Source organism: Pseudomonas sp. 21LCFQ02, assembly GCF_024129895.2.
Taxonomy (GTDB): domain Bacteria; phylum Pseudomonadota; class Gammaproteobacteria; order Pseudomonadales; family Pseudomonadaceae; genus Aquipseudomonas.
This window is the reverse complement of the sequence record NZ_CM178749.1, coordinates 2,538,730-2,552,923: the sequence shown is the minus strand read 5'-3', so window position 1 is coordinate 2,552,923 and position 14,194 is coordinate 2,538,730. Positions and strand designations below refer to the sequence as shown.

The 14,194-nt window shown below is 60.2% G+C and carries 14 protein-coding genes; 5 read left to right on the top strand and 9 right to left on the bottom strand.

All coding sequences use genetic code 11. The annotated features are described in order from the left end of the window. Positions 1-271 precede the first annotated feature (271 nt). Positions 272-1,255, top strand: coding sequence for a catabolite repressor/activator (cra, locus tag NJC40_RS11305; protein WP_045487817.1), 984 nt, complete (start codon positions 272-274; stop codon positions 1,253-1,255). Beyond that, positions 1,252-2,061 (top strand): TatD family hydrolase, encoded by an 810-nt coding sequence (locus NJC40_RS11300; RefSeq protein ID WP_253139530.1) that lies wholly within the window; start codon positions 1,252-1,254, stop codon positions 2,059-2,061. Before cra ends, NJC40_RS11300 begins: the two co-directional genes overlap by 4 nt. Before the next feature lies 1 nt (position 2,062). Here NJC40_RS11300 and ampE read toward each other — a convergent pair whose 3' ends face one another. From ampE to NJC40_RS11285, 3 genes are all read right to left on the bottom strand, one after another. Then, the gene (gene ampE, locus NJC40_RS11295) at positions 2,063-2,899 is read right to left on the bottom strand and encodes a regulatory signaling modulator protein AmpE (protein ID WP_253139342.1); all 837 of its coding nucleotides are present in this window, start codon (positions 2,897-2,899) and stop codon (positions 2,063-2,065) included. After that, positions 2,896-3,462: a 1,6-anhydro-N-acetylmuramyl-L-alanine amidase AmpD gene (gene ampD, locus NJC40_RS11290; protein WP_045487811.1), complete on the bottom strand. Its 567-nt coding sequence runs from the start codon at positions 3,460-3,462 to the stop codon at positions 2,896-2,898. The genes ampE and ampD overlap by 4 nt, the downstream gene beginning before the upstream one ends. Before the next feature lie 88 nt (positions 3,463-3,550). Continuing rightward, entirely contained in the window at positions 3,551-5,782 is a 2,232-nt protein-coding gene (locus NJC40_RS11285) for a DUF1631 domain-containing protein (protein ID WP_253139345.1), read from the bottom strand. A gap of 358 nt (positions 5,783-6,140) precedes the next feature. On the opposite strand from NJC40_RS11285, the gene nadC reads away from it, so the two are divergent. Genes nadC through NJC40_RS11270 form a run of 3 tightly spaced genes read left to right on the top strand, consistent with a single transcriptional unit; the run spans position 6,141 to position 9,386 of the window. After that, entirely contained in the window at positions 6,141-6,989 is an 849-nt protein-coding gene (gene nadC, locus NJC40_RS11280) for a carboxylating nicotinate-nucleotide diphosphorylase (RefSeq protein ID WP_045487801.1), read from the top strand. A gap of 34 nt (positions 6,990-7,023) precedes the next feature. Next, the gene (locus NJC40_RS11275; RefSeq protein WP_045487798.1) at positions 7,024-8,097 is read left to right on the top strand and encodes a TIGR00266 family protein; all 1,074 of its coding nucleotides are present in this window, start codon (positions 7,024-7,026) and stop codon (positions 8,095-8,097) included. Between the two features lie 41 nt (positions 8,098-8,138). Next, on the top strand, positions 8,139-9,386 hold the full coding sequence (locus NJC40_RS11270; protein WP_253139348.1) for a VWA domain-containing protein: 1,248 nt from the start codon (positions 8,139-8,141) through the stop codon (positions 9,384-9,386). A gap of 47 nt (positions 9,387-9,433) precedes the next feature. On the opposite strand, the gene NJC40_RS11265 is transcribed toward NJC40_RS11270, so the two are convergent. The 6 genes from NJC40_RS11265 to NJC40_RS11240 all read right to left on the bottom strand — a co-directional run bounded on the left by NJC40_RS11265 (position 9,434) and on the right by NJC40_RS11240 (position 14,163). Further along, a complete protein-coding gene (locus NJC40_RS11265; RefSeq protein WP_045487792.1) occupies positions 9,434-10,012 on the bottom strand; it encodes a TerD family protein in 579 nt (192 codons plus the stop codon). A gap of 37 nt (positions 10,013-10,049) precedes the next feature. Continuing rightward, on the bottom strand, positions 10,050-10,625 hold the full coding sequence (locus NJC40_RS11260) for a TerD family protein (RefSeq protein ID WP_045487790.1): 576 nt from the start codon (positions 10,623-10,625) through the stop codon (positions 10,050-10,052). A 27-nt stretch (positions 10,626-10,652) separates the two neighbouring features. Next, positions 10,653-11,690: a TerC/Alx family metal homeostasis membrane protein gene (locus NJC40_RS11255; protein ID WP_045487787.1), complete on the bottom strand. Its 1,038-nt coding sequence runs from the start codon at positions 11,688-11,690 to the stop codon at positions 10,653-10,655. Between the two features lie 27 nt (positions 11,691-11,717). Next, positions 11,718-12,167, bottom strand: coding sequence for a tellurite resistance TerB family protein (locus NJC40_RS11250; protein ID WP_045487784.1), 450 nt, complete (start codon positions 12,165-12,167; stop codon positions 11,718-11,720). 215 nt (positions 12,168-12,382) lie between these two features. After that, positions 12,383-13,576, bottom strand: a complete 1,194-nt coding sequence (locus tag NJC40_RS11245) for a TerD family protein (protein WP_253139351.1) — start codon at positions 13,574-13,576, stop codon at positions 12,383-12,385. Further along, positions 13,573-14,163, bottom strand: a complete 591-nt coding sequence (locus NJC40_RS11240; protein WP_045487778.1) for a TerD family protein — start codon at positions 14,161-14,163, stop codon at positions 13,573-13,575. Before NJC40_RS11240 ends, NJC40_RS11245 begins: the two co-directional genes overlap by 4 nt. Positions 14,164-14,194: the final 31 nt, after the last annotated feature.

Genomic DNA, 14,194 nt, shown 5'->3' with positions numbered 1-14,194 from the left:
TACCGACAGCGTAGAGAACAGATTCACCGTCCGCCTGACAGTTTCAGCGATAAGTGATTAACGTAAAAACTTGCCTGCTGAAACGTTTAATCTAAACTTATGCGGCACATTACTCGATTCTTTGCACAGGTTGAAGCCCACCGGGCCGATTCGCTGCGACGCTCGTCAAATAGTTCGAGCATTCGTCGTCACCCATGGTCTGCTGTAAAGATCACGCCGCTTGGGAGAGAATCCCTGCGGCCATGAGGCAACCAAGACAAAGGAATCTTCGGTGAAACTTAGTGATATCGCGCGTCTGGCAGGGGTTTCAGTCACGACCGCCAGCTATGTGATCAACGGCAAGGCTGAGCAACAACGCATCAGCCCGGCCACTGTGGAGCGAGTGCGGGCGGTGGTCGAACAACACGACTTTCGCCCCAACCCCCAGGCGGCAGGCTTGCGCAGCCGGCACAGTCGCACCCTGGGCTTCATCCTTCCGGACCTGGAAAACCCCAGCTACGCACGCATTGCCAAGCTGCTGGAACAAGGTGCCCGCGCCCGTGGCTACCAGTTACTGGTCGCCAGCTCCGACGATGACCCGCTCAGTGAGCTGCAATTGCTGCAATTGTTCCGCGCCCGCCGCTGCGACGCGCTGCTGGTCGCCAGCGGCTTGCCGGCCAGTGATGATAGCTACCGCCAGTTGCAAAGCCAGGGCATACCGATCATTGCCATCGACCGCGAGATGGACCGTGAGCTGTTCTGCTCAGTGGTCAGCGATGACCAGCAAGCCAGCCAGCAACTGACCCAAAGCCTGCTCAAGACCCGCCCGCAGCACATCGCCCTGATCGGCGCACGCCCGGAACTGAGCGTCAGCCGCGAACGGGCGGCCGGTTTCAGTCAGGCGCTGGAAGGCTTCAGCGGCCAGGTCATCATTGAACAGGGTGATGCGTTTAGCCGCGCCTGCGGACAACGCCTGACCGAGGAACTGCTGCAACGCCTCGGGCACCTGCCTGACGCGCTGGTGACCACCTCCTACGTGCTGTTGCAAGGGGTATTTGATGCCCTGCCGCGCCATGCGACACCGCATCTGGGCACCTTTGGCGACACCCAGTTGCTGGATTTCCTGCCGCTGCCGGTCAACGCCATGGCTCAGCAACACCAGTTGATCGCCGACAAGGCGCTGGAACTGGCCCTGAGCGCCATCGAGCAGGAACACTACCAGCCCGGCGTACACGCCATACCGCGCACGTTCAAGCAGCGGATTGGCGAGGTCTGAGCGTGCAGTTGATCGATACCCACACCCATCTGGACTTTCCAGAGTTTGACGCCGACCGCGCGGAGGTGCTGCGCCACAGCCTGAGTCTGGGCGTGCAGCGCATGGTGGTGCTTGGGGTCTATCAACGCAATTGGCAGCGGCTGTGGGAACTGTGCCTGGCCAATCCGGCGCTGTACGCGGCCTTTGGCCTGCATCCGGTGTATCTCGACGAACACCGGCCGCAACACCTCAACGAGCTGGGCGACTGGCTGACGCGCCTCAAAGGCCATGGGCAGTTGTGCGCGGTGGGTGAAATCGGCCTGGACTTCTTTTTGCCCGAGCTTGATCGTCAGCGTCAGCAAGCGCTATTCGAAGCGCAACTGGGCCTGGCTGCGGATGTTGATCTGCCGGTGCTGCTGCACGTGCGCCGCAGCCATGCCGAAGTAATCGCCACCCTCAAGCGCTACAAACTCAAACGCAGCGGTATCGTGCACGCCTTCGCCGGCAGTATCGAACAAGCCCGGGAGTACATCAGGCTGGGTTACAAGCTGGGCCTGGGCGGCGCCGCCACCTGGCCGCAGGCGCTGCGCATGCATCGGGTGCTGCCGCAGTTACCGCTCGACAGCCTGGTGCTGGAGACCGACGCACCGGATATGGCGCCGGCCATGCATGCGCATCAGCGTAACAGCCCGCAATACCTGCCCGATATCTGCCGGGCGCTGGCAGAGCTGATAGGCATCAGCGCCGAGCAACTGGCCCAGGCCAGCACCGCCAATGCCATGCAGATACTGGGCTGGGCCAGCCAGGTTCAAACACCGCGGCAGTGACTCAGAACAGCAGCGTCCACAGGGCAAAACCTGCGTACCAGACAACGGCCGAGCGCACCAGCAACTCCCAGATCAGATCCAGGCTGTTGACCGCACTGATCCCGACAGTCGGCGCCGGTACTTCACTGGCCACACAGCCGATGCGGGCGACCAGACGCGCCGCGCTGATGTTCCAGTTCAGCAGTTCCTGCAACAGTTCCCGGCTGACGGCGGCAAAGTTGCCGACCAGCGCGAAGCTGGCCGCCAGCAGGCGTACCGGGATCCAGTCGAAGGCATGGCGCAATTGCCCGGCACGCTCAGCCACTGGCTTGCTGCTGGCCTTCTCGGCGCTCAGCGCCAGCAAGCGATACGCCAGCGCAGCCACGGGACCGAGCAGGGCATACCAGAAAATTACCGCGAAAAAGCCTTGGTAGGCCTGCCACAGCAGTTGCGCCTGCACACCGGAGATCAGTTGCTGTTCATTATCGGCCTGGACGTGCAGATCCCGTTCGGCGACATGCACCGCCGCCTGCACATCACCGCGTCGGCACGCATCACGAAACGGCCCCAATGCGGCGAGCACATCACCGCGGCCCAGGCTGTAGATCAACACCAGCAGGTGCACCGGCAACAGCATCCAGCCGTAGGCAACCGAACCAATGATCAGCATGGCCAGGTGCAACACCAGCACCGGCAGCAATACGACCAGCGCCAGTACCAGCCAGGGCTGCCGCGCGGTACGCGGCGCCGCTTCGAGCCGTGCCAATTGCTTGAGCCAGGCATCGTCACGCTGGACCTCTCGGCGCAGAGCAGAAAATTTTTCGATCACAATTGCCAGCAACAACACCAGAAAACTCATTCGTTACCCCCACACACCTGCTGCACAGCCTGTCGAAAACGCTCCCAGTCGAAGCACGGCCCCGGATCGGTCTTGCGCTGCGGGGCGATATCACTATGCCCGCAGATACGCTCGACGGTGATGCCCGGCCAGGCCTGGCGCAGTTGCCGGGTCAGCTCGACCAACGCCGTATATTGCAGATCGGTGAAAGGCTGATCGTCGGTGCCTTCCAGCTCGATGCCGATGGAAAAGTCATTACAGCCCTCACGCCCCTCGAAGCTTGACACTCCGGCGTGCCAGGCACGCTCCAGACAAGACACGAACTGGCTGACTTCACCATCACGCTCGATGAGAAAGTGCGCTGAAACACGCAGTTCGGCAATGCCTTCGAAATACGGATGCGCGCCTGGGTCCAGACGGTTCTGGAACAAGGCCTGGACATGGCCGGTCTTGAAACAGGCGGGCGGCAGGCTGATATTGTGGATTACCAGCAGCGAGATTTCGCCTGCGGGCCGCGCATTGAAGTTGGGCGACGGGCAGTGGTTGATCCCGCGACACCAACCGCTTGCGGAGTCCAGTTGCATGAACACTCCTTGATGGACGTTTGGACAGCCGCCAGTATGCCCTTGCCAGGGCGTTTTGCGACAGTTGCAGAACGCCCTCCACTTGTGTTCAGGCGCCCTTGCCCCTGCGCAGGTTGCCCATGACCGAGGCCAGCGCACGGTCAAACAACAAGGAATCGTCCAGCACCCGCACCGAGCCGCGGCGGAACTCCACTGCCAGGCCCATACGGGTCTTCTCCAGGACTTTCATGCCAGTGCGGTTAACGAACACATAGCGGCCACCCGGCTCGACGATGGCGGCCAGCTTGCAACGCAGCTTGTGCTCTTCATCCTCCTGAATCTCGACCCACATCCCGACATTAAGCCGGTTGACCTGCAGCAGACCGGCGTCATCGACGGGCAATGACTGCAGCGGCTCGCTGAACAGTTGTTCTTCCGGCGCAATGAGGACGATTTCCTCGACCACATTGATCATCGGCGCAGCGTCATCAGTTGCCAGCGGCGCTTCGGTCGCCCCCTGCTGATGCCGCGACAGACGCTGCAGTGCCTGCATGTGCAGCACTTCCAGCTGGCTGAAAAATTCGCTGGTGGCAAAAGGGTCGAAGGCCGCACTGGCCAGCCCTTCGCGCAACACCTTGAGCAGCCCTGGGACCTGCTCAAGCAAACGCTGGCGGGCCTCGGGCTCCTCGTGCGGCTCGACGCTCCAGATCAGATCGTCCACGGCATCAAGGCCGGCCTGCCATTCCTGGGAGACCTCACCGTGCTTGAGGCAGGTCAGCAGCAGCACCTTGCTCCAGGCTTCCTGAAGCAGGCGCACAACAACCTGCGGCAGGGTTCGGCCCAGCAGCCGAAGGTTCAGCTCCTGCTGCACACGCTGACGGGCCAACTCAGCTCGCGAACGGCCTTCTTCGGCATCGCGGGTGCGTTGTTCAAGCAACTCGCTGCGGCGCCGCTCATCACTGGTAAAGGCGAGGAAATCCGCCAACAGCTCGGAGAAGATCGCCGTGTCGTCGACAAAGTCATTGAGCAGCCGCTGGACGATATGCTCGACCCGCAGGTACAGCGAATCACGCTGATAGTCATCACGCCCGCCCCAGCCCAGCGCGGCAGACGCGATCTCGTTGAGCAGACGACGCGCCGGATGGCTGCCACGGCTGAAAAAGCTTTTGTCGAGCACCGCGACCTTGAGCATCGGGATCTGTAACCGGCCGATCAGCGCACGCAGCGAAGACGGCAGATTACGGTCGTCCAGGATGAATTCGAACAGCATCGAGATCAGGTTGATAACGTCTTCATCGCCGCCACCGACGATCCGTGACTTGCCGCTGCGCACACTGACGCGGGTCAGCAGTTGTTCAAGCTGCTGACGCAGGTCGAAGTCTTCGACCTCCTCGCCAGACGGTACGTACTGCTGCAGGTGCGACAACAGGCGCAGCAGGTCCTGACTGGAAATCGGCCGGATTTCGGCATTGGAATCATGCCGAGGTGCCAGGCTGCCACGCAGATGCGCCAGCAGTTCCTGCATTGCCTCGAAGACTTCCTGAACGCCTTTGTCGAGCTTCTCGGTAGCCTGAACCAGTGCCGGATCTTCCAGCCGCGCAGTACGCTGCTCGCGCTGCCCGCGATCGGTCATGCGCCGCGCCGGCAGGGCTTTCATGTCAGGCAGGATGCCCGTGGCGATCAACAACTGGTTGGCTTCTGCGTACAGCTGATCGGCATCGGCCAGAACGTATCTCTCGAACAGCTTGAGGATGATCAGCTTGACCCGAATTTCCACCCCGAAGCTGCGCGCCGATTGCAGAAAGAAATCGCACAGCAGCATAGGCCCCAGCGGATTGCTCTGGTCGGTGATGGGCTGGGGGACCAACTGGTTCAGGCGCGCGGTCAACTGACCAAGGGCCAGGCTGTCGCGGCTCATGACCTTGGTCACCATGGCATCAACCGCCACGGTGCGCTCCAGATCGTCATTATTGACCAGTTCCAGCTTGTCGAAGACCACTGGCCCCGGCAGCACAGGCTCGGCGACCTGGTACTGGCCCAGAACCAGAAACGCTTCGTAGAACTTGTCGACGAAGGTTCGCTCGATGCTCTTGCGCTTGAGGCGCAGATCACGCATCGCCTCGAAGAAGTGGTTCTGCTCGCTGTTGTTACGCGCCCGATCAGCCATCTCGAAGAGGGTGTCGTCAGCATTGTCAAACAGCCTCTGCAAGGCGTCCTTGAGCTGCTGCGCAGCCTTGTCGCGCACCTGCAACAACACGACAGGCAAGCGAGCCAATGGCGTCTGGGTCGCCTGCAGCGGCACCGCTTTGCTCAGTGGCACAACCTTTTCGTCGCTTTGCATTGTATCTCCTGACAGGAATTGGCTCTCGGGTGCACCTGGAAACTGCTGGCGTTACACCCGCAGAGGCTGTGTGAAACGACTGCGCTCGGCCTTGGCAGCTCAAACCCACAACCAATGTCAATCTCATGACGTCAATTACAAGTCGTGATTATCTTGCAAGATCCGTTCGCAATTCCATAGGGGAATCCCTGCCTCCCCCCGTAGACCACAAATTTGCTGATCTGTCGCAAACAGCGCCCTGAAACCGACCAACTGTCATGCGCCGCCCCGGCAAAAAATCGCCGGTCAAGGCCTGCCATGGGTGGGTAGCGGCAGTGGCGTGCCTTATACTCGGCCGACTTTGTGAGTGGAGCCCGCTATGCCGAATGTACGACTTGCTGCCCTGACCGCTGAAATCGAAGCCAACGTCCGTCGTGCGTTGCTTGAGGATGTCGGCAGCGGCGACATCACTGCCCAGTTGATCCCGGAGAGCCGTCTGGCCAAGGCCACGATCATTTCTCGCGATAATGCGGTGATATCCGGCACGGCCTGGGTCGATACCGTGTTCCGCCAGCTTGATCCACGGGTTGCAGTGCACTGGCAAGTTGCCGACGGTGACCGGGTCAACGCTGACCAGATTCTGTTTCATCTTGAGGGGCCGGCCCGTTCATTGCTCACCGGTGAACGCAGTGCGCTGAACTTCCTGCAACTGTTGTCCGGTGTGGCCACCCGCGCGCGGTTCTTCGCCGACCTGGTAAACGGCACACAAGTGCAATTGCTCGACACCCGCAAGACCCTGCCGGGCCTGCGTCTGGCACAAAAATATGCAGTTACCTGCGGTGGCTGCCATAACCACCGCATCGGCCTTTACGATGCATTCCTGATCAAGGAAAACCACATCGCCGCCTGCGGCGGCATCCCTCAGGCCGTTGCGGCCGCACACAAGATCGCGCCAGGCAAACCGGTCGAGGTGGAAGTCGAGAGCCTTGATGAGCTGCGCGAAGCGCTGGACGCCGGCGCCGATATCATCATGCTCGACGAGCTGAGCCTGGATGACATGCGCGAAGCGGTGCGCCTGAACAATGGCCGCGCCAAGCTCGAAGCCAGCGGCGGCATCAGCGAGCAGACCTTGCGGGTGATTGCAGAAACGGGGGTGGACTATATCTCTATCGGCTCGATGACCAAGGATGTCAAGGCGGTGGACCTGTCCATGCGTCTGAGCCTGTAAGGCAGCCATCGCATCTATAGCAGGAGTCAGCACCATGCAACAGTGGTTCGTAGTGAATGCGGGCAAGCAGTTGGGCCCGATGGATGACGCAGCGGCTCGACTGATTGCCCGGGAAGCACCGGGCGCCTGGTGCTGGACCGCAGGCATGGCCGATTGGCAGCCGATTTATCAGGTGCCACAGGTGCGTGCCGTGAAAAAGGACGGCATCACGCCTTTCCCCGACCCGACTGCTGACATGCTGCAGCCTCGGCCCACTGCAGTGCCGCCGCACAGTGCACCGCCCGCACAGCCCTCCGCCCAACCGGTTCCAGCGGCAGCCAGCCCGGCGTCTGGCGCCTCCAGTGGTTATGGCGCCCTGGCAGTGACCGAGGGCGTTGACTTCAAGCTGTACGGCAGCGAGACGCAGTTCGTCGAGCTTGAGCTGGACCGTGGTGAAAGCGCCGTGGCCGAAGCCGGGGCGATGATGTACAAGACCTGCGACGTACAGATGGAAACCATCTTCGGCGACGGCAGCAGTCAGTCCTCCGGGCTACTCGGTTCATTGTTCGGTGCCGGCAAGCGCATGCTCACCGGCGAAAGCCTGTTCACCACGGTGTTCTCGCAACAGGGCGCAGGCAAAGGCCGGGTGGCCTTCGCTGCACCCTACCCCGGCACCATTCTGCCGCTCAACCTGCGCGATTTCGGCGGCAAGCTGGTGTGCCAGAAAGACAGCTTTCTGGCCGGGGCCAAGGGCGTGTCCATCGGCATCCAGTTCCAGAAAAAGATCCTCACCGGGCTGTTCGGCGGTGAAGGCTTCATCCTGCAGAAACTCGAAGGTGACGGCTGGGTGTTCGTGCATACCGGCGGTACGGTAAGGCGTATCGAGCTGGCACCTGGGGAATCGCTGGATGTCGACACCGGTTGCCTGGCAGCCATGACCCAGAACGTCGATTACGACATCCGCATGGTCGGCGGTATCAAGTCAATGCTGTTCGGTGGCGAAGGCGTGTTTTTCGCCCGCCTGACCGGTCCCGGCACCGTCTGGCTGCAGAGCCTGCCCTTCTCGCGCCTGGCCGGACGCATGCTGGCGGCCCTGCCGGCTGGCAGTGTGGGCCGCAGCGAACGCTGATCGCTGCAGTCAAACGTCCACGTCAAACTCCAGGAGGCGCCATGCTGATTTCCCAAGGACAACGTGTCCCGCTGTCGAACCTGATCTCGGGCCAGACATTGACCCTGACCCTCGCCATCGACTCGCCACATGTCATTGACTATGTGTGCTTCGGCGTCGACGCCAACGGCAAGCTGTCAGATGATCGCTATATGATCTTCTTCAACCAGCCGGCCAGCCCGTGCAATAGCATCCAGCAGCAAGGCAATGAGTTTCGCCTGAACCTGAGCAGCCTGCCGGCCAGCATTGATCGGCTGGTGTTCACCGCCTCGATCGATGGTGCAGGCACCATGCAGCAGATCCGCGCCAGCCACTTCAGTATCGGCGAGGCGGGTCGCGAGGTTGCCCGCGGCGAGTTCTCCGGCAGCAGCTTCAACGCCGAAAAAGCGATCATGGTCATTGACCTGTATCGCAAGAACGGTGAGTGGCGGCTGGCTTCCAACCTGCAGGGCTACAACGCAGGGCTCGATGCCCTGGTGGTGCATTTTGGCGGCGAGGTCGCCGATGAGCCTGCTCCGGCGCCGGCACCTGTCGTGGCGACCGCGAAAATTTCGCTGGAAAAGAAAGTGGCCGAGGCGGCTCCACAACTGGTCAGCCTGGCCAAGAAAGCCCAGGTCAGTCTGGAAAAGGCGCAGTTGACCGATACCCGCGCCCGGGTCGGGCTGGTGCTGGATGCTTCCGGCTCCATGAACGGCCAGTACTCCAGAGGCCATGTCCAGGAAGTCGTTGACCGTCTGTTGCCGCTGGCAGTGCATTTTGACGATGACGGCGCGCTGGATTGCTGGGCCTTTGCCGCAAAGCCAATGCGCTTGACGCCGGTCACCTTGAGCAACTTCCGCGATTTCATCAAGACCGACCATGGCGGCTGGCGCGACTGGGAACTGGGTTCACGGGTCAATAACGAACCCAAGGTCATGCGTCAGGTGATCGACTTCTACAAGCAGTCTGGCGACCGTACCCCGGTGTATATCCTGTTCATCAGCGATGGCGGCGTATCGCAGAACCGCGAGATCATCAAACTGATGAGCGAAGCCGCCAGGCTACCGATCTTCTGGCAGTTTGTCGGCCTGGGCGGGCATGGTTACGGGGTTCTGGAGAAGCTCGACGACATGGAAGGCCGAGTGGTGGATAACTGCAATTTCTTCGCCCTCGACCGACTGGACGAGATTGCTGAAGAGAAACTCTATGACCTGCTGATGGAGGAGTTTCCTGACTGGCTGAAGGCAGCCAAAAGCGCAGGAATTCTCTAATAAAAAAACCGCCATCGAAGATGGCGGTTTTTGTTTACCGATCAGGATCAGCCGATCGATACACCATGAGCTTCAGCCAGTGGCTTGAGGCCGCCGGCGAAGCCCTGGCCGATGGCCTTGAACTTGAACTCGTCGTTGTGACGATACAGCTCACCGAAGATCATCGCGGTTTCGGTGGAAGCATCTTCCGACAGGTCGTAACGGGCGATTTCCTTGCCGTCAGCCTTGTTCACAACGCGGATGTAGGCGTTGGAAACCTGACCGAAGCTCTGCTTGCGTGCATCGGCGTCGTGGATGGTCACAGCGAACACCAGCTTCTTCACGTCGGCAGCCAGGCCGGTCAGCTTGACCAGTACCGACTCGTCGTCGCCTTCGCCAGCGCCGGAGCGGTTGTCGCCCAGGTGCTCGACCGAGCCATCAGCCGACTTCTTGTTGTTGTAGAAAATGAAGCCGCTGTCGTTCAGCACCTTGCCATTTTCACCAACGACGAAGATCGAAGCGTCGAGGTCGAACTCGGTACCGTCAGTCACGCGAGGGTCCCAGCCCAGGCCAACAGTGATTTCCGACAGACCAGGAGCTTCTTTGGACAGAGAGACGTTGCCGCCTTTGCTCAGACTTACAGCCATTTGCGTGTTCCTCCAGTGAATACAGATAAAGCCTGAATCAGAAATTCAGGCCGAGATTGTTGGCAACAGCGCGCAGGCCACCGGCATAACCCTGGCCGACAGCGCGGAATTTCCACTCGCCATTGTTGCGGTACAGTTCGGCGAACAGCATGGCGGTTTCGGTCGAGGCATCTTCAGCCAGGTCGTAACGTACGATCTCGCTGCCGCTCTTCTCGTTGACCACGCGAATGAACGAACCACCCACCTGACCAAAGTTCTGCTTGCGCGAATCGGCGTCATGGATGGTGACCACGAACACGACTTTCTCGACGTCGGCCGGTACGCGGCTCAGGTCGACCTTGATCACTTCGTCGTCGCCGTCACCGGCACCGGTACGGTTGTCACCGGTGTGCTCGACGGAGCCATCAGCGCTCTTGAGCTGGTTGTAGAAAATGAAATCCGCTTCACTGCGGACCTTGCCACTGGCGCCGATCAGGAAAGCACTGGCGTCCAGATCGAACTCCTGACCGTCGGTGGCGCGTGGATCCCAGCCCAGGCCGATCAACACATTGGTCAGGCTCGGGTCAGTCTTGGACAGCGAAAGGTTGCCACCTTTTTGCAGAGTCAAAGCCATGATTGGGTAATCTCCTTTTTCCAGTATTTACGCTTTTGCAGCCGGTTCTTCGTCTTTGGCCGGGAACAGTACGCTGGCCAGAATACCGATGGCCAGTACAACCATGACGACGATCAGGCTGGTGTTCGGGCTGATGCCGTAGCCGTGGCCGAAGATGTGATCGGTTGCGTTCAGGCCCAGTTTGAAGGCGATGAAGAACAGCAACGCAATAACTGCTTTTTCCAGGTGCACCAGGTAGCGCTTGAGTGCTTCGAGGACGAAGTACAGGGTACGCAGGCCCAGGATTGCGAACAGCATCGCCGAGTAGACGATCAGCGGCTCACGGCTGACAGCGATGATCGCCGGTACCGAGTCGAAAGCGAACAGCACGTCGGAGATCTCGGCCACAACCACACACAGAAACAGTGGGGTTGCAAACAGAGCACCTTTGGCCGCCAGAGTGATACCGGCGTTTTCAGGCTTCTTGATCTCTTCTTCGAGTACCGAACGGCGCACGAAGAAGTTGTGGCCGTGCAGCTTTGGCCAGACCGGGAACAGTTTCTTGGCGAAGCGGTAAGCCATGTGCTGCGAGTAGTCGATCTCTTCGTCGTCGTCATCGCCGGCACGCAACATCATGATTGCGGTCCAGGCAACGATGATCGCAAACACCACTTCGACCCATGGGCCCAGGGCCAGCAGGCCGGTACCGATGGCCACGAAGATGCCGCGGAACACAATGGCGCCCATGATGCCCCAGTACAGAACACGATGGCGCAGGCCATCGGGAATCTTGAACCAGGCGAACAGGGCCATGAACACGAACAGGTTGTCGACACTGAGGACTTTTTCCAGCGCATAGCCGGTAAAGAACAGGGTCGAAACTTCTGAGCCGTGCTGGAAGTACAGGAACACGCCGAACGCCACCGAGATGGCGACCCAGAAGATCGACCACAGAGAGGCCTGGGTCAGGGTGATCGGCTTGTTGCCGCGGTGCGAAAAGAGGTCGATGATCATCGCGCCAACGGCAAGACCGATAAATACGGTCATTGTCAGGGGCGGGAAGCCGATAGCAGTGCTGCTTTCCATTTAACAGAGTACCTCGAGGGATATAGATTACAGATCGAAGTCGGCCGGGTTCAGGCCCAGTTCGCGACAAATGATCCGGCACACCTGGCGCTCGCTTTCTTCGAAACTGCCGTCGGCACCACCAATGGCGCAGCAGACGCGAATCAACAGACGCGCAGCATCTTCCTTGTTCTTGATCTTGCCAATGGTCTTGAGTGCTTCGGCACGACCGATCTCGACATCGAATTCGAACTTGGAGCAAGCATCCTGGAAGGCCTTGATGACATCTTTCATGTCAAAGGCTTTGAGTTCCTGGGAGTTCTGGATGAAACCCGCCATCTTCTGCTTCTCGGCGGAGCTGATATCACCATCAGCAGCCGCGACCAGCGCACATCCCGACACAACCGCATCAAGGAATTCGCGGTTCTTGTACTTCGAGACCTCAGAGGCGAGTTTGTCACGCGCCGCTGTTGCATTGCTTTTCAACCAGTCCAGCATTCTATCCCCCTTTGGAGCGGCACGGCCGCCCCAACACTCTTAATTACGGAATCCACGTGGGCACCTCTAAAAACTACCTGCGTGGCCATCGCGTTGTTGAAATCAGGCTAAAAGTGCTCACTTACAACCCGTAAGCTCCGCTTTTTAGCCTGATTTCGCCTGGCGCTGGCTGCCTCGCCTACGTTTTTAGAGGCACCCACTGACATCAACGACATTCACTTCGAGCCAGCCGCCCAGCGCATACCCCAGTTGTAAGCCTTGTCCATATTGCTGTGGCCGTTATGGAAATCAACCCGGCGAGTCACCTTGACCGCGCCGTTGTCGTTTTCCAGCAGGGCGATCGCACACATGCCCTGGCGACCGCCCTCCTCGTTCAGACGCACCTCGATCGGTGGCTGGCCTGGCACGTGGATCGTGATCACCCCGTCGGTTTCCTTCCAGTTCGGTGCGCCCTCGTAAATGAAGGCGTAGATCAGGATCCGGCGAATCTTGCTCCAGTGGCTGCCATTGATATGCAACCACTCACCCTCACTGACAGAACCGGTACGGTCGTCGCCCATCAGCTTGATGTAAGGCTCTTCCTGCAGCGAACCGAAGGCATTGCCCAGCGCCTGCACGGCGCCCTTGTAACCGTCCTGCAGCTCGAACAGGCAGCCGACATCGAGATCGATGGCATTGCTTTTGAGCCGCGAGAAAAAACCGCCCGAACCTTCGCTGCGGCGGTTCCAGTTCAGGTTGACGCGAATTTCGCCGAAACCGGCACTGGTCTTTTCCAGACTGATCGAGGCGCGTGTCTTGTCCAGCGTGATCTTGCTCAGGCTGACCGTGGGTTTGGCCGCAGGTGCCGGTGCCGGAGCTGGAGCTGGAGCTGGAGCGGGAGCGGGAGCTGGAGGCTGCACCTCGGGAGCCGCCACCTCAACCCCGAAGTTCTTCGCCAGCGGCTCCAGGCCGCCAGCAAAACCCTGAGCAACGCAGCGGAATTTCCAGGCGCCCTGACGCAGATAGAACTCACCAAGAATCAGTGCGGTTTCCTGCATGCCCGAGGTGGAAATTGCCGCCTCAAGACCGCCGCTGATGCTCACCTGCAAACGCGAGACCTTATCGAAACTGGCCTTGTTCTCGTGGATGGTTGCGGTCAGTGCAACCTTCTCGATCGCCGGGTCCAGTCGCGCCAGGTCCAGATTGAAGCGCACCTTGCCGGTAGCGCTGTCGGTCAGTTGCACAGCGCCGCCGTTGACGCTGGTCTGGCCGTAGAAACACATGTCCTGGTCGCCACGCACCTTGCCGGTATTGGTCAGCAAAAATGCAGAGATGTCGATTTCAGCACCTGCCAGAGGCGAGTACTCGACGTCGACCGTCAATGGGCCGGCCGCTACTGGCGCGTTGGCGCCTGGGACAAGGTGGGTCATGCGCGAATCGCTCCAATGGCCAGATCGACCAGATCGTCAGCGGTACGGCCGTTGGTCACCTGACCGACTGCGGTGAAGTCCCAGCCGCTTGCGGTACGGGTCAGGTAGGACATGACCACGCCGGTGTGATGGCCTTTCTCGGACAGGTCGAAGCGACCCAGCTCGTTGCGCGAGCCATTGTCGACGATACGGCAATAGGCGTTGGCGACCTTCTCGAAGGTCTGCCCGGTGAACGAGTTGACGGTGAACACCAGGTACTTGACGGTGCCCGGCAGACGCTCCAGGTCGACGCTGATCGTTTCGTCGTCACCGGCGCCTTCGCCGGTACGGTTGTCGCCGGAGTGCTGGATGGCGCCGTCGCGCGATTGCAACTGACGGAACCAGACCAGGTCCAGCGGCTTTTTGTCGGCGTCGAGCATGATGCACGAGGCATCAAGGTCGATCTCGCCACCGCCGCCGAGCAGTTTGCCGAAGAACCCGCTGGCTTTCTCGGGATCCCAGCCCAGGCCCATGCTGACCTTTTTCAGGCCCGTGCCGGCGGTCTTTTCCAGCGAGATTGTCTGGTTTTTTGCCAACGTGAGTGCCATTTTTCGCTCCCTTGAACTACGGTAGTCGGAT